This window comes from Variovorax sp. dw_308, from assembly GCF_019207085.1.
GTDB lineage: Bacteria > Pseudomonadota > Gammaproteobacteria > Burkholderiales > Burkholderiaceae_C > Variovorax.
The window spans coordinates 1-15932 of record NZ_JAATOM010000008.1 but is presented as its reverse complement, the minus strand read 5'-3'; the positions used below and the strand labels follow the sequence as shown (position 1 = coordinate 15932).

Genomic DNA, 15932 nt, shown 5'->3' with positions numbered 1-15932 from the left:
CCAGCACCTCCGTTTCAAGACAACGCGACCACCTACGTTGAGTCCATACCTCTTGGATTCTTCAGAATTGGCGGAGGGCAATGCAACGATTGGCATGCTCCGCAATCAGCGTTTCCGTAATGATTTCCGCGCATCGCTCCCAACTGAAGAGCTCGGCCCGCTCCAGACCAGCTTCGGCCAACTCCTTCCGCAACGCAGGAGATGCTGCGATTTGCTGCACGGCGCTGGCGACGCCCTGCACGTCATCGGCATCGAACAGGAGCCCCGCCTGCCCCACCACTTCAGGCAACGAAGAGTTGTCAGTACAAATGACTGGGGTGCCGCAAGCCATTGCCTCCAACGGAGGAAGGCCGAACCCTTCGAAACGCGACAGACACACGAAGCAAAGCGCGTCGCTGTAAAGGGCGGAGAGATCGACATCTTCAACAAAGCCAGTCAACACGAACGATGCGGTGGCGCCAGCGCTCGGCGCCCGCAAGTGCCTTTCGCAATTGTTCAAGCTTCCAGCCGAACATGCCCGATAGCACGAGATGCACTTCGCTGTCAGAGTTCTGCTCCAAGTGCAAAACCAGAGCGCGGACGACTTGATCCAGATTCTTGCGGATCTCCAGTGTCGCCACGCTCAGCACGTAGGGCACATCTGGAGGAATCGGTAGCGCCTGAGGTGACGTCACCTCGATCGGCCACGCCTTCGGCGGCAAAGGCTCCCGGTGCGGGGCCTCCAAACGCGAAGAGATTGCTGTACACGCGCCGTGAAGGTCGGCTTCCAAACGAACAGGCGAACCGAGCTATGCGAGCGACCGCCCGCTCATGGCTTGGCCATGGCTCTCCTGTCCCGGAGTCTCCGACGCCTGCATGAAGAGCCAGAGTACCTCCTCCGCCGACAATTTGCCTTCGGAGCACCCAAACTGCGAGAACCAACGATACAGCACCCCATGGCCAGCGGGGTTGAGTCCGTTCGGATGAAGTGCGCGCATGTCCGGACGAGCGAGATAGTACTGACGCGCGCGTCTGCCGAAGTCATCTTCCAGCACGCCCACGACCAGAGAACGCGCAGACACCGAAAGTCCGAAGCGCTCACCTCCTTCTCCCTGCACCCAGGCGATGAATCCATCCGCCTCCGGCTGGGACAGCGCGCGCGGGAACCTCGCGCGGACTTCAGGTTGCGAACGCAAGAGGCACATGCACCAGCGCGCGGCGAGTGTTCGATCAGTGAGGTCGCGCTCCAGCGCCTCTATCGGCGGCACGGGGGGCCGACCGGGCGTTCGGTCCGGGTACAAATTCAACTCGAGCGCCTCGACCGCGCCCCCCTCCACCTGCGCCGCCGCCCTTTGGCGCTCACGAACGAGGCGCAGCCGACTCGGAATGCGCCAAGGCGTTGCGGCCCACCAGACCGCCTTGGCCCATCGGCGAATCTGGCGGCGCAGAGACTTCGGCGCAACGCCCATCACTGCTCTGCCCGGACCGGTCATTCGCCACCAGGGGGACTGAAGAACAGCGTCGCGCTGCTGCTCGACAAGATGGGCGCGCTGCTCGGCCCGGAACAGTGATTGGTCGCGCCTGTCGATCTCGTGCTGCAGCGTTGTCCGCTCGGCGTCCAAACGATCCTGGAGCGAGTGGATGGCGGCGTCGCGCTGGGCGATTTCGTGTTGCAGCACGCTCCGCTCGGCGTCCAAACGATCCTGGAGCGAGTGGATGGCGGCGTCGCGCTGGGCGATTTCGTATTGCAGCACGCTCCGCTCGGCGCGCAAACGCTCATGGAGCGCCATTTCCCTTTCGCGTACCAGAGCCAAGTCCGATTCGGCGCGTTGGATTCGCTGGTGGGACTCTTGCAGGCTCTCGTTGAGCGCGTGAACTTGCTGCAGCAGGTTGGAAGCGTGCTCGCGGACAGCGTTCAATTCCAGCCCAAGTCGAGAACAGTCCTGTTGCACGTGTTCGAAGGAACTCATGATGAAGCCATCAAATACGTTCGGCGGATATCTGAAAGCGGAGACGAGTTCGGCGCGCTCCTCGGCGACGTAGAAGCGATTGAGGCCATCGGCGTAGACGTACCGATAGCCAGCGCTGGTCAGGACAGGCTCCCATTCTTCGTGGTTCTCTATTTGCGAATTCGGGAGCGTGGCCTCCACCAGAACGATCCAGGGACGATGGCGCTGCCAATCGTTGCCAGCGAGGACGAACTGCTCGAAACCTTCGACATCGACCTTGAGGAAGTGCACCGCCTGCCCATCCGGCACATGCCGCTGCCACACCTGCTCCAAGGTCTGCATGCGTACCTCGTGCGCTTTGACGGCGTAGCCAGCAGCGGCGTGTCGGGCGGCGATCTCGTCGTCCGCCGTCGACAACCCCGTGTCCTCGATGAGATTCATCGTCAGGGAGCCCGGGCGCTCCCCGAGTGCGACATTTAGATTGATGTCGTCGGGCCGCAACCGGACGAGTTGCTCGAAGTAGACGGGATGGGGTTCGATGTTGATCCCCCGCCAACCATCCAGGCTGAAGGTCTTCGTGACCGAATCGGACTCGGGTGACTGCGCACCCACATCGATGTAGAAGCCCCGCTCCACATGCCGAAGGGCGCGCCGCAGCATGACGTCCTCATAGTTCTGGGCATATGAAACGAATTTCTGGGCCGGGATAGATGTGGATATTGGAGCGGGCATAGCAATTGACATCAATTTTCGGATCTTGTGCAAGAAACTCTAACTCTGTGGGAGGTTCTCGCACAACGAACTCAAAGCGGCAACGAGTGGCGGCCCTGACGCTATTGGTCTGCAGTCCCAATGAGGGCTTGCCGGATGCAGCAGGACATCGTTTTTGGGCGCATCCGCCAGGCTTGCCCGCTCTATGTCGTTCGTAGAAGTTGCTCCATGCCCAGATCTCTCCGAACCGAAGTCGATCAGCCGATGCGGAAATTGCACGATCCGGATGCCGTGTTGCATCTGGATCGTGTGAACGCCGTGGAGCTTTGCCGCCTCGATGACTTGACGCCCCAACACGTGCCATTTGTTGACGTTTGACTCAACCCCCGTCAACAGCAACTTCAACCCGAGTTCTTGCCAGCTGATCTGGTGGCACTGCCCGTGGAAGATAGCCTGCACACCGCACCGTGCAAAGAATCCTCGCATCAGCGCGAGCGCGTCCGGATCGAAGTCGAAGACAGGAACCCGAACCAGCACCACGACCGCCTTGCGCGGCAATACATCCAGCAAAGGATGATAGAGGTTGAATTCCTGGGTGGCCTGAATATTCAGCCCGATCCTTGGCATCGGGCCGCTGAGATCGATAACTGCACCGAACGCCACGTCGAATTGCTCCCGCTTGGCCCTTCTGTACCTGATGTCGAGCAGTGATTCCACATGCTCGCGCCGGGCATACTCGGCATCCGTTTCCACGTCGGTGGCAGAAAGCAGAACATAGTGAGGCTCCCCGTGGCCGATGTCGCGGAAAAGGTCGCACTTGGCCCAGTACGAAAGGAGCTTGAGGCCGTCGACATCCGGGAACTCCCGTCTCACGGCTCGGGCGCTGTCGAAAATGCTTTCCTCGTCAACAGCAAAGCCGACTGTCCTGAGAATCTCCAGCCATGTTGGCTTGGGCAGGATGGTCGCGTGAAACTTGTTGTCTGCGCTGCTGGGCCTCGTCGAGATCGATGCGATCAGAAGTCCCTTGTCGCGGCATACCGTTCGAAGATTCCTGGTTGCCGCATAGACGTCCTCGATGTCCATGTGCTCGAGAACGTCGAGGCAGGTGACCAGCCACGGCTCACCCTCCGTTTGGAGCTGGACTGCATGAAAAACCTTGGCAGCCTCTTCCGACGATCCCGAGAGATCGAAGTGGATCCCATCGTCACTCACCGGTTCGAAGTCGCATGTGATCACATGGATGCCGGCGCCACGCAACAACACGGCCAATGCACCGCTGCCACTGCCATCCACCATGGCGCACGCCTCTGGCGGCACAAAAGGCGAGTATCGCCTTTGAAAAAGAGTTCGGTGTTAGGCTGCTTGCGCCGGCAGCTTTGGCCAAATAGGCTAGCGAGTAGAGGCGCTGATAGTCGTTTGTATTGGCGTAGGAGGTCATTGTTCCTTTAATGAAAAAGGTGAATCGTTGGCAGCTATGCGGGTTTGGCCAAGACGTAGGTTACTCCGTTAATGCCATAGTCAATGCCATCCCGATATCGTCTCCTCAGCTCTGCCAATGTAGTGTCGGGGACGTCAACCCTGACAGAATTTGCCTCAAGCACTATCAGTCCGGAGTTGGTATAGGCTTTGGCAATTTTTGTCATATCGATTCTGTTCACTTCGTTGGAGTGAAAGACCCAGTCGATGATGCAGTCGATATCCTTGGTCGGTATTGATTTTTCCGCCAAATATTCCTTCATCTGATCAGGGGTCATAAGGAGGTGGGACCAATCAGGAAGCGGATTTGTTGATGCCGCACCTGCCCATTTGCTGAACAAATAATTGGCTGAAGTCCTGTTTTTATAAGGCCCGCCCCAAGTGGCTACCCACAAATGATGACCTTTGGGAGAGGACCAAATTGGATCACCCTCAAAATACGCTAGTCCCCCGGGTTTGAGCACGGAATAGACTTGATCAAGGAAAACTTTTGGAGTTGGTATATGTTCTATGACGGATAGACCATATACAACATCAAATTGATTCGGTTCGAATATATTGGTGAGCCTCAGGGCATCAGCGCGCATGACACGTAAATTGTACTCTCCGCTGATTATTTCTTCCGAGATATGATCGAGCCCAGTGACAATGGCGCTGGCAGGCGGGACCCACATAGAGCGGATTCTACAGAGGAGGGCGGGGAGAGATATTTCTTTGTTCCACCCTTATATTCCACCCTTTCATTCGGTTCGACGATGCTCTCCCCTGTACCAATGATCGCCAGTGGTCTAAGGGCCTCTGGGGGATCCCCGTCGCTTGGCGATACGTGAGATTGCCCGCAGAGGGGCTGTAATCCTCCACGACCTCGAGCGCAGAAGCGCGGCGTTGTGCTTCTCCAACTCGGCGGCTCGTGCGTCCCGCTCTTCCAAGAAAGCTGTCCGAGCCTGTAGTTCAGCAACTTTCGCTCGCAGTTCTGTTGCGGCTTTTTGCTCCATTGCTAGGTTCTGCTCAATGAGCGCCTCTAGGCGCGGTGCTGGTTGAAGCATGCGAGTGTCGAACTCTCCCTTTCGCTCGACGGGGACCATTAGGTAATCCCAGCACGTCGTGTCGCATGCGGCAAGCCAATCTTCCAGTGTCTCTAGGCAATTAAGGAAGATGTCGTACAGGACATAACCATACGACCGTGCGAGATCGAACAGGGTCTGCTTGGTGTGCCCATAGACGCTGTATGCAGGGGAACCATATTCCACAGATATGACTGGCCTGAAGCGAGCGATGGTTTCGCGTGCCCCGGTCAAGCACCCGATTTCGCCTCCCTCGATATCGATCTTCACGTAGTCCAGACGACTGAGGTCGCGTGCAAAGTTGTCAAGAGACTCGACGCGGACTTGGATGGTCGTCGCCGTCAAGACCGTTTCCGGCACTTGGTAAATCCGCTGCCGAAGGCCGCTTTCTTCTGGAGCACCTTGCGCGAATACGAAATCAGCTGTGCCGGCGGGGGCGTCGCTGAGGGCGGCATTGACCAGGATCGCTCCGCTGCCCTTGAGCTTCTCCCTTAGGTTCTCGAAGACACTGGGAATTGGCTCAAAGCCGATGGCTGTACCGTTGGGTCCGATGCATTCCAGAAGGGGAATCAGGTGGCGACCCGCGTGTGCACCTATATCGATGACTGTTGCTCCGGGCAAGACCCAGCGGCGGTAGTGCCGCTCGAGAATCGATTCGAAGTCATAGGTCACCACGCCTAGTCTGGCAAGGTCCCTGATGTGCTGCAGACGCTGTTCAATAGGTAGCATTCCGATGGATCTCCGGTTCAATGGTCTCGCCTTGGACTCAAGTTCTAGTCATGAAACTTGTAACTCAAGATCTCTAAATCTTTTAGTATTTCAAGAGCATTTTTTTGAGCTCGGGGGGAGATGAAAGAGATTGCGTTAATGGCTCGTGATTTCGTGAGACTCGTTGCGAGAGATTTTATTTTTGTCAATTCACTGAAAATGGCGGCATTCTTGGAGAGTGCGTTGTTCAATTTTTCTTCGACCTCCATGAATTTTTTCTCAAGACTGATGAAATCATTCTCTTTTTTGAGAATCTGGGAAAAAATGCATTCGAGGATATCTCCCGCCATTTCCTTGTGCATGGGAAAAACTCTGGCGGACGCATTCTGAATATGATCGAGACGGTTGTTTTTCGGGGTTGCATCAAGATAGCGCCTCAATTTTGGCGCCATATCGAAAGAAGCGTGCTTGTGAAAGAGTTCCCGTGTGAGGGAACTGCCATCCTCGTCGCCTTTCAGTCCAAATTCGTCGGAAAATTTGTCAATATCAGGCCATATACGCAAATAGGATGCTAGATGCAATGCGGCGGGAGTGGAGCGCGTGATCGACTTTTCGTTGTGGAAATAATTAATGCCGATTTCATCGGTCGATATGTAGTTCTTACATAGCGCAGTTGCCCGCATCGAGAAGATGACATCTTCGTGATAGTAATCTTCGATGAAAAGCAACTTGTTTTCTGTCAAAAACTGTCTTCGATACAGTTTGTTCCAGACGATCGTGCCGATGTAATAATCGGCAAGATACCACAAGGCTTCCCTTCCGCCTCGGCAGGCAAAGGAAAATGCATGATAGAGTTCCGTCGCGCCATTTGAATAAGCCTTCTGAACGCCGCAGGCAGCGATATCCGCGCTGTATTGCTCTGCAAGCGCCAGCAGCGCCCGTAGTCCTCCGGGCGCAAGCCAGTCATCGGCATCGAGGAAAAATACATAATCCCCAAGCGCATTTTTCAATCCTGTGTTGCGTGCGGCGCCCAGTTTTTTATTCTCGCTGTGTCGGAGCACCTTCACCCGGGAGTCGTGGCCATACCGTTGCTGGACCAAGCGGCCCACGTCGTCAGGGGAGGCATCATCGACGACCAGGATTTCAAGCCGAGAATAATGCTGTTTTAATACCGAATCAATCGCTCGACCAATGTAATCCTGGCAATTGAAAGCAGGAATAATGACACTGATGCTTGCTCTTTCAGAAGGCTGCGGCAGGACGATTCCTTCTTGTCGATTTCTGAAGTTTGACTCTGCCTGCTTTGCAGCATAACCGGCTCGCCTTTCCGCCAAATACTGTTCGCGTGCGTTTTGCGGCATATGTGCGATATGCCTGTCGAGGTAGGGAAAAGTCGCTGGCTGCCAGTAATTATGCTGAGTCTGCGTCTGATGGGTTTTTGTTTTTAAACCGTCCATGAAGCATCCGAGCGTGTACTCCACTTTGCTGAACGAATAAAGGGCTGCGGCATCCAGCAAGAACTCAAGATCCATCGTGGCATAATTATTCGAATTGAAAGGGCAGGATTTCTGCACCTCTCTGCGATAAAAATAGCCGACGGGATTATGGCAAAATGAGTTCGGCTCCCAATGTCGAAGCATGCCTTCCAAAGTGATGCGCGGAGTGTTTAGGAATTCTACCCCCATGCGTTCGCTTTTTATTAAAATATTGCCGACTACAAAATCTACTCCCTCCTTGAATTTTGCAATGATGGCGGAAAAAGCGCCGGCAAAAAAATAGTCGTCTGCATTCAAGTAAACGACAATTTCGCCTTTGGAGCGGGTGAACCCCTTGTTCATGGCATCCGCCTGTCCGTTGTCAGACTCCGAAATCCAGGAAAGGTGGGGGTATTTGTTCAAAACCTCCAACGTGCCATCGTTTGAGGCACCATCGATGATGATGTGCTCCCAATGAGGGTAATCCTGTTCCATGACGCTTTTTATGGCGCGCTCAATGAAATCACTACTGTTGAAGGATGGCGTAATGACGGAAATTAGCATGACGATTTATTTTCAGTATTTATTGTGCCGGTCGCCGGCCAGGACGCTTTCCAGCGTCTCTTGTAGTGTCGGTAAAATCCTGGGCAGTCCGACGCTGGCCATGAGGTCTTTGACCTTGCGTGGATCTCCGCACAATTGATAGACCTCGCTCGGGCGAACAAGATCGGGGTCGACACGCACGTCGATGCTGCGACCGGTGATGCGCTCGAAGGCCGAGATGATTTCCTGCAAGCTGTGCATGCTGCCCGAGCAATCGTTATAGATTTCACCAGCCGCACCCTGTTTGAGCAGAAACAGATAGGCCGGGCAGACGCTCCGGACATCGTTGAATTGGCATTCTACTTGCAGGTTGCCCAAGGCCACCCATGGCGCGCTGGACGATGTTTCGGGCCAGTTTGGGGATCACGAGTCCTCCCTCTGACCCGCCCCCATGTAGTTGAATGTTCGGGCGATCACCAGCCGAAGACGGTCCATATAGCTCCGGGCCATATACTTCATGGCCATCTTGCTCGTCGCGTAGTGATTGTCCGGCGCGAGCGGTTGACTCACTGGATCAGGCGATTGTGCACAGTTGCCGTACACGTTGGCACTGATCACGAGCAAGGTCATGGCCGAGGGTCTCGTCAACTGCACCAGGGCGTTGCGAGGAGATGGGTCGTGCCCAGCACGTTGACGGAGCAAAACGCTTCTTCGTGTGCGTGACCCACAAAGGCAAAGCCGGCCAGGTGAACGAGGTAATCGGGCTCCGATCTCAGCAGCCTTGGTCTGCCACTCGGTGACGGTGATGTGGCGGTCGGTGCCCATCCAATGAATGCCGCTAGGATCGTTCCGGCGCGGCTGCCTTGAATCCGCCAGCGTTTTGGCCGCATGCTGGTTGAAGAGTTGCCGCACCAGTTCGCTCCGATGAATTCTCTCGGCGCGGCTCAGTTGCCAGTCCCAGCCTGCGACTTCGTGCGCCATCGGGCCACGCTCCAGCAGGCACTCGTAAGCGAACAGGATGAACTGGCCAGGAGATGGGCTGGACGGTCTCATAGAATTCAGAGTTTCGCGAAAAGTAGCGCATGCCTCGAATCGCTTACGTCGATCACTCTTACCACCGCACCACCCGATCCACCCACTTTCTGCGCGACATCCTGCGGCGGCACGGGCAGGAGGTGCAGGACTTCTGGGACGAGGCCTGGCAGGGCGGGCCGTCCGTGGAGTGGGCAAGCGTGCGACATCACGACGTGATCATCATGTTCCAGTCGTACTGCCCGCTTCCAGGTGGCGAGGCTTTCCGGCTGCTGCATCCGAACGTGGTCTTCATTCCGATGCTGGATAATTTCGCGATCTCGCGGGGACCCGTGTTCAATCTGACGGGCTTCTGGGCTCCGTTCCAGGGCTCGAAAGTGCTGAACTTCTCCAGCACCCTGCACGGCCTGACCACCAGCTACGGCGTCGCGAGCCATTGGGCGCGTTTCTATCAACCCGCAGAGCCAGTGGCGCCTTCCCCGCCGGCCCGCGGCCTACACGGTTTTTTCTGGCTGCGCTGCGAAGACCAGATCAACTGGGCGCTACTGCGTCAGTTGATCGGGGGCAGCCGTTTCGACAGTTTTCATCTCCACCTCGCGGGAGACCCCGGCGCGCCAGAACCCCGGTTGCCGCCGGCGGCCGACATGGCCCGGCACCGCATCACCACCTCGACCTGGTTCGAGGACCGACGGGAACTCACAGCGCTGGTGGAACGTGCCAATGTGTATTTCGCGCCGCGCCTGGAGGAAGGCATCGGCCAGTCATTCCTGGAGGCGATGGCGCGAGGCAAGTGCGTGGTGGCGCCCAACCAGGGGACCATGAACGAGTACATCCTGCACGGGGTGAACGGGCTGCTTTACGAGCATCACAATCCGCGCCCGCTGGATTTTTCCAGAGTCAAGCGCCTGGGGCGTTGCGCCCGCGACAGCGTGGTGGCGGGTCATGCGCAATGGCTGGCGGCGGAAGATGGAATCGTGGACTTTATCCTGACGCCCAGCGAGCGCTTCTACGTAGGCAAATATCAGCACGTGTTTGCCGCGCCAGCTGCGACGAATCCGTCCGCGCCGGTTCTGGCGGCGGAGACACTGGGCTCGTCGCTGCGGGCGTTGACGGGTCGCTATGCCCTGCTCCGCGCGACCCGGCCAGTGTGGCATCCTCTGCTGAGACTAACTCGGCGGGTACGGCGCATGATCCGGGGCGCATAGTGCGCGGTGAGCAGTAAGCATTCCCATTTGCTCCCGGCATCGTCTCGTGGCTGGGTTCGGCCGAAGCCGGGCTGGAGCAGCGCGCGCGCAACTAGATCATCATCCCGCAAATAGATTTACACGCTTCAGGGTTTGTCGGTATGCGTCCGGCAAAGTCACATTGAATTGACATAGCCGGACGAGAATGCTTGTGTCCACGAACAAATGCGTGGACATATGGACACTTCTGAGATCGGACCCGAAGACGTAGCCGCTGCGGCCAGGCGCAGTTGGCGGCGACATTCCGCGGAATTCAAGGCGCGGGTGATCGAGCTGGCGCGGCAGCCGGGCACCTCGGTGGCTGCCGTGGCGCTGGCCAACGGCCTGAACGCCAACATGCTGCGTCGCTGGGTTCATGAGGCGGCGCCCGGCGGTGATGCACCGAAGATCGTGGCACCCAGCGTTGCTCCGACCCTGGCGAGCTTCGTACAGTTGCCGATGCGCGAGCCCGAGCTTCCCCCCGCGCCTGACGCTCGCCCGGTGCAGTTGGCAATGAACGCTGCGGCGACGCAGCAGCCCGCCGACGTCACAGTGGAGATCCACCGCAGCGGCACCACCGTGCATGCCTGGCTGCCACTGGATGAGCGCAGCGCCGCGTGGCTGCGCGAGGTGCTGGGTTGATCGGTTGATCCGCGTCGATGCGGTGTGGCTGGCCGTGCAACCTCTGGACATGCGCCTGGGCACTGAAGCCGCGTTGGCTCGCGTGGTCGGCGTCTTCGGCGCTGCACATCCCAACCATGCCTACCTCTTCACCAACCGACGCGCCAACCGCATGAAGGTGTTGGTGCACGACGGCATCGGCGTGTGGCTGGCCGCGCGGCGGCTCAACGCCGGCAAGTTCGTCTGGCCCGCCGACACGGCCACCACACTGCAACTGACGCGCACGCAGTTCAACGCGCTGGTGCTCGGCCTGCCGTGGCAGCGGCTGGGCGATGCCGGGATCATCAGAGTGATCTGAACACGGCCGCTGGCAATTGCCGTATGTGCCGATGCGCCGGGCGCGGCGCTGCGGCACGATAACGCTCCATGATCGGTGCGCAGCAACTCGACGCCTTGGACCCGCAGACGCGGCAGGCGATGCTGTCGCTGATGGCCGAGCTGGCCGCCCGCGACGCGCAGCTCCGGCAGCGTGATCACGAGATCGCCTTCAAGCAGGCGCTGATCGATAAGCTCACGCATGAGATGGCGGTGCTCAAGCGGTTGAAGTTCGCCGCCACGAGCGAGCGCTTCGCCAGCACCTGTCGCCCGAGCAGAAGAGCCTGTTGGAAGAGACGCTGGACGCGGACCTGAGCGAACTGAGTCGAGAGATCGAGCAGCAGCGCGGCGACGGGGATGACAAGGGCAAGGCCGACAAGAAGAGCCCCAAGCGTGCCCCATTGCCACCACACCTGCCGCGCCGCGACGTGCCGCACGAGCCGGCCGACACGAACTGCGGCTGCGGGCAGGCGATGCAGCGCATTGGCGAGGATGTGGCCGAGAAGCTGGACTACCAGCCGGGCGTGTTCACGGTTGAGCGGCATGTGCGCGGCAAATGGGTATGCCGCTGCTGCCTGAAGCTGGTGCAGGCGCCGGTGCCCGCGCACGTCATCGACAAGGGGATCCCGACGGCGGGGTTGCTGGCGCAGGTGCTGGTGGCCAATTTCATGGACCATCTGCCGTTCGGCGCACCCAGGATGAACTGGTTGACTTCATGGAAGAGGTCGCGCGCACGTAGCCGCGTGCATGTCATATGGGACAACCTCAACACCCATCGTGCGTAAGGCGTGTGGAAGGACTTCAACGTGCGCCATGACAAGCGCTTCGTCTTTCATTTCACCCCTCTGCATGCCAGTTGGGTCAACCAAATCGAACTGCTGTTCGGCATCTATGCGCGTCGCGTGCTGCGCCACGCCAGCCATCGCTCGGTCGCTCATCTGCGTCAGCGCACGCAGGAATTCTTCGCCCAGCGTAACGAATCGCCCAGCCGTTTCGTTGGACGATTGCCGGCTATGAGTTGCAAACTGGCGAACCCAAACAATTCGTCACTGGTTGGCGACAATTAGCTTGGCCGCTCAGCCGCCAAAGCCGGCATCAGTGAACGCAGCGCGCGGCGCATTGAACAGCGGGAGGCGTTGCCCTCTCAGCGTGAGGAGCGAGCATGGCGCGCCCGCGCAGATACTCTGGCGCCGGTATGGGACAGCGAGATCGTCCCGTTGCTCGAGACCGACGGCGCATTCAACGCGGTGACGCTGCTGGAGGAACTGCAGCGCCGCTATCCCGGTGACTACGGCACGTCGATCCTGCGCACACTGCAGCGCCGCGTGCGCCAGTGGCGCGCCGTGCTCGGGCCCGAGCGCGAAGTCTTCTTCGCACAGGAGCATCCGCCGGGTCGTCTCGGGCTGTCGGACTTCACCGTCTGCGACGAGCTCGAGGTGGTCATCGCTGGCGTGGCCTTCCCGCATCGGACCTACCAGTTCGCGCTCGCCCACTCGGGCTGGCGCCACGCCGTCGTATTCGAGGGTGGCGAGAGCTTCATCGCGCTGTCCACCGGACTGCAATCGGCGCTGTGGCGCTTGGGCGGCGTACCCGAGGAACATCGAACCGACAGCCTGTCGGCCGCCTTCAACAACCTGGCCGAGCAGTTGGAACGACCAACGAGATCAATTAATTTTGCAACCCCGGACTTCCTCGTTATGAATGGCATGGCGGAAGGGGGCAGGTCACAAACACCATCCAAAAGGAAGAGAGCACAGACCCATCGTGACCACCGCCTCTACAATCCGAACGGACAACTCAGCACGCATGACGACCGGTCAATCAAGCGGAATCGTCGGCCACGTTCGCCGGAATACGCACTTTGCCCGTGGGCGGCAGACGGCAGACGGCAGACGGCAGACGGCAGACGGCAGACGGCAGACGGCAGACGGCAGACGGCATCATGGTTGGGTCGGAGTCCTTGAGGGGACGTCGCGATAAGATTTCGCCTGCGACCTTGGCAAACAAGAACGCTCGCATTGCGCGGGTTGCTGAGTCCTTTCTCTCTGTCCATAGCAAAGGTCTAACGATACATGCCAGCGCAAGCAGCGGAACACGAGCATCGGCTGCGTCAATTATTTGCCGCGGTGATTGCGGTGCTATTGGCGGTCATTTATCTGCGTGTTAGCCAACTCAATGGACGCCTAGCAGCCGACCTCGCATACGACGATGTGTCGTATGCAAATGACGCAGCCAACCGCCTCTTGATCGGGAGTGAGCACGGGCTGTTCGCCTTCCTCGCAACTTTTGCCGCCGACCCTCCCCATAGCCCTTTTTCGACTCTTCTGGCAGTTTGTGCCTTTGCAATCGGGGGGCTGAGCGAATTCGCGATGTACTCGTCGAACGCGTTAGTCCTGCTAGGCGTTGCGACCTTTGTTACGTATGAACTTAAGAATGCCGGGCGAAGTGTTCTACTGCTTGCTCTCTGCATCGTTCTGCTATCGCCACTTGCCTATCGCACCATTCACGACTTTAGGCCGGACATTGCGTTAGGATTCGCGACGGCAGTAATGACCTGGTGGTTTGTTGGCGGTCTGATTCTAGGTGAGCGGGTACTATTCCGGAGAGCCGGCTTCGCGCTCGGCGCATGTCTCTTGATAAAGCCTACTTTCTTTGCCCACACGATGGCCATCGCGCTATCTCTGGTCGGCTTGGCTTTGGCGATCCAATTTTTCGGCCGGAACGAACGAATCCTTCGAGGCAAGCTGGTTGCGACGGGTCTAGCATGGTTCCTTGGACTGGGCTTCCTCGTCTCAGCGTCTTATTTTGCAATCCACGGGTCTCAAATATTTAGCTACTTTTGGGACAACACGCGCGGTGGACAATCTGGGATTTGGTCTTTTTCCCGGGACTTGTCAATCCACGATCTGCTGACGATATTTCTCCGTGATTTCACATTTCGGCGCCTGCTTGGCTATCACTTTATATTCGCAGTGGTTGCGCTGGTAATTTGCGGGGTCTTGCTGCTACGGAATGACGCCAAGGAAGACGCGGTCAGAGTGGGTTCCATGATCACCATGGCCTTCGTGTCACTGGTCGTCATCGTCATCGGACGACACAAGAACGAACTCTTCACCGCTTCATTTGCTTGGATCCTATTGCTAGCGGCGGTTTTTGCCATGGCGGCTCTGAGCCAGCGGCTGAAGTGCACAGGAAAGCTATGGTTGCTGGCAAGTGCCACTGCAGCCTTGGTCCTAACGATCTGGTTTAATGGCACGCTGGAATCTATCTTCACCCCCCCGAAATCCACTCGCGGCACGAGCTGGAACCAGAAACTTATCGGCCTTATTCGCGAGTACGAGAGCCAGCACGTTGGCCCCCGCTCGGCAACCGAGTCTCCAACGGTCTTTCTGCCCTTTGAAGGCCCAGTTAACGCCAATACTTTGAAGTGGCTCGCAATAAAGCAAGGGTTCCCGATTAATGCATCTAGCCAACTCTCTGCTGATTTCGTCCTAGCAAAATCTTCTGCTGAGAATTCCAGCTATGTGGTGCTTCCTAATACGGCGAGTGCCGAATACTATCATTGGCTGCCGAACGACTCCATCCAAAGCGACATGCTGGCTTGGGTGGTTGCCAACCCGCGCTTCAAGCCAATAACTGCACCGACCCAAAATTCGCAGTACTTTGTCTTCGCGAACGTACCGTTGCTTGACGCGAATCGAAGCACGGTAATGGTTGATGGGATCTTCACCTTGCAGGGCTTTCTTGAAGAAGAAGGGCCTTATCCAAAATGGGCGCTTCCGCGAGTTCGTTGGATGAACAAGAACCCAGCCATGCTTTGTATGCTGGACAGTCCACGCGTTGCACATCGCATTGACATGCGAGTTCTCGCTTACACGGCAGCTAGCCTAGATGTATCGGACCACGATGGGGAAAAGCTCGCAAGCGTAACGTTAAGCCCAGGCCAGTTCTCGGATGTATCCATCACGTACACGCCAAAAGCAGGGAAATACTGCCTGACTCTCGCTGCGCAAATCCCCCACGCCGCCGATCCGGAGCGATTGCTCCTTTTTTCTAAGATCGAGATTTCCGCACGATGACGTGCAAGAGAGGACGGAAGGACGCGTAGCTCTTCATTCAAAACCTGGGTGCGGACCTGACGCAAACAGGTGCGCTTTGCACGGCAGCACGGCGCCCAGCGTGAGGAGTAGTAAAAGTATGTCTGTTGGCTTTTCGCAAAAGTCAATGAAATCAACGACTTGGCAGACAGTCAATCGCTGCGGTGTCGATGGCCCATGGCGTCAACGCGCCGCCACCACGTCGCTCGGCCTGAAGAACCCAGCGGCGAGCCAAGTTCGCGTTGACGCCACGGGCTTGCGCCTTTGACCTGCCCCCTCATGCCATGCCATTCATAACGAGGAAGTCCGGGTTTGCAAAATTAATTGATCTCGGTGGTCGTTGAGATGGTTCGAGCTGCATCGCCAGCGCGCTGGCGATGCAGCTCGGCAAACTTTGCCGGCGGCATTCGCTGGCAACTGCTGTGCGGTCTGACCTCGTTGTAGTCCTGGCGCCAGAGCTTGATCGCCGATCTGGCTTGCTGCAGCGTCTCGAACCACTGCTCGTTCAGGCACTCGTCGCGGAACTTGCCGTTGAAGCTCTCGATGTAGCCGTTCTACATGGGCCGGCCCGGCTCGATCAGGATATGGCAGATGCCATGGGTCTGCGCCCAACCCATGAAGGCTCGGCTGGTGAACTCCGGGCCGTTGTCGGTGCGAACGGCCAGCGGGTAGCCTCTGG

At 57.9% G+C, this 15932-nt stretch carries 14 protein-coding genes and 4 pseudogenes; 8 read left to right on the top strand and 10 right to left on the bottom strand.

What is annotated here, in order from left to right:
• Positions 1-61 precede the first annotated feature (61 nt).
• The 9 genes from HCU76_RS17285 to HCU76_RS17250 form a co-directional block, all read right to left on the bottom strand.
• Positions 62-478 (bottom strand): glycosyltransferase, encoded by a 417-nt coding sequence (locus tag HCU76_RS17285; protein ID WP_256354252.1) that lies wholly within the window; start codon positions 476-478, stop codon positions 62-64.
• The gene (locus tag HCU76_RS36660) at positions 423-638 is read right to left on the bottom strand and encodes a hypothetical protein (RefSeq protein ID WP_256354251.1); all 216 of its coding nucleotides are present in this window, start codon (positions 636-638) and stop codon (positions 423-425) included. The genes HCU76_RS17285 and HCU76_RS36660 overlap by 56 nt, the downstream gene beginning before the upstream one ends.
• A 150-nt stretch (positions 639-788) precedes the next feature.
• The gene (locus HCU76_RS17280) at positions 789-2588 is read right to left on the bottom strand and encodes an FkbM family methyltransferase (RefSeq protein WP_218510130.1); all 1800 of its coding nucleotides are present in this window, start codon (positions 2586-2588) and stop codon (positions 789-791) included.
• A gap of 111 nt (positions 2589-2699) precedes the next feature.
• Positions 2700-3935, bottom strand: coding sequence for a class I SAM-dependent methyltransferase (locus HCU76_RS17275; RefSeq protein WP_218510129.1), 1236 nt, complete (start codon positions 3933-3935; stop codon positions 2700-2702).
• 176 nt (positions 3936-4111) lie between these two features.
• Positions 4112-4789 (bottom strand): methyltransferase domain-containing protein, encoded by a 678-nt coding sequence (locus HCU76_RS17270; RefSeq protein ID WP_218510128.1) that lies wholly within the window; start codon positions 4787-4789, stop codon positions 4112-4114.
• Positions 4790-4903: 114 nt separating this feature from the next.
• A complete protein-coding gene (locus HCU76_RS17265; RefSeq protein ID WP_218510127.1) occupies positions 4904-5908 on the bottom strand; it encodes an FkbM family methyltransferase in 1005 nt (334 codons plus the stop codon).
• Between the two features lie 44 nt (positions 5909-5952).
• Complete coding sequence (locus tag HCU76_RS17260) at positions 5953-7926, bottom strand: glycosyltransferase (RefSeq protein ID WP_218510126.1); 1974 nt, start codon at positions 7924-7926, stop codon at positions 5953-5955.
• 12 nt (positions 7927-7938) lie between these two features.
• Complete coding sequence (locus tag HCU76_RS17255) at positions 7939-8283, bottom strand: hypothetical protein (RefSeq protein WP_218510125.1); 345 nt, start codon at positions 8281-8283, stop codon at positions 7939-7941.
• 45 nt (positions 8284-8328) lie between these two features.
• On the bottom strand, positions 8329-8886 hold the full coding sequence (locus HCU76_RS17250; protein WP_218510124.1) for an NAD-dependent epimerase/dehydratase family protein: 558 nt from the start codon (positions 8884-8886) through the stop codon (positions 8329-8331).
• Positions 8887-8987: 101 nt separating this feature from the next.
• On the opposite strand from HCU76_RS17250, the gene HCU76_RS17245 reads away from it, so the two are divergent.
• From HCU76_RS17245 to HCU76_RS17215, 8 genes and pseudogenes are all read left to right on the top strand, one after another.
• Complete coding sequence (locus HCU76_RS17245; protein WP_218510123.1) at positions 8988-10142, top strand: glycosyltransferase family 4 protein; 1155 nt, start codon at positions 8988-8990, stop codon at positions 10140-10142.
• Between the two features lie 216 nt (positions 10143-10358).
• Complete coding sequence (locus tag HCU76_RS17240; protein WP_256354250.1) at positions 10359-10802, top strand: transposase; 444 nt, start codon at positions 10359-10361, stop codon at positions 10800-10802.
• A 4-nt stretch (positions 10803-10806) separates the two neighbouring features.
• Positions 10807-11139 carry an IS66 family insertion sequence element accessory protein TnpB gene (gene tnpB, locus HCU76_RS17235; RefSeq protein ID WP_218510121.1) on the top strand — a complete coding sequence of 111 codons (333 nt, stop codon included), beginning with the start codon at positions 10807-10809 and terminating at the stop codon, positions 11137-11139.
• 68 nt (positions 11140-11207) lie between these two features.
• Positions 11208-11471 carry a hypothetical protein gene (locus HCU76_RS37225; RefSeq protein WP_371319854.1) on the top strand — a complete coding sequence of 88 codons (264 nt, stop codon included), beginning with the start codon at positions 11208-11210 and terminating at the stop codon, positions 11469-11471.
• Positions 11444-11671: pseudogene (locus HCU76_RS37220) on the top strand (IS66 family transposase); the annotation flags it as partial. The gene HCU76_RS37225 and the pseudogene HCU76_RS37220, both read left to right, overlap by 28 nt.
• A gap of 143 nt (positions 11672-11814) precedes the next feature.
• Positions 11815-12258: pseudogene (locus tag HCU76_RS17225) on the top strand (transposase); the annotation flags it as partial.
• Positions 12233-12799, top strand: a pseudogene (locus tag HCU76_RS17220) (IS21 family transposase); the annotation flags it as partial. The pseudogenes HCU76_RS17225 and HCU76_RS17220, both read left to right, overlap by 26 nt.
• Positions 12800-13228: 429 nt before the next feature.
• Positions 13229-15235, top strand: coding sequence for a hypothetical protein (locus HCU76_RS17215; protein ID WP_218510120.1), 2007 nt, complete (start codon positions 13229-13231; stop codon positions 15233-15235).
• Positions 15236-15573: 338 nt separating this feature from the next.
• On the opposite strand, the pseudogene HCU76_RS17210 reads toward HCU76_RS17215, so the two are convergent.
• Positions 15574-15932, bottom strand: a pseudogene (locus tag HCU76_RS17210) (transposase); the annotation flags it as partial.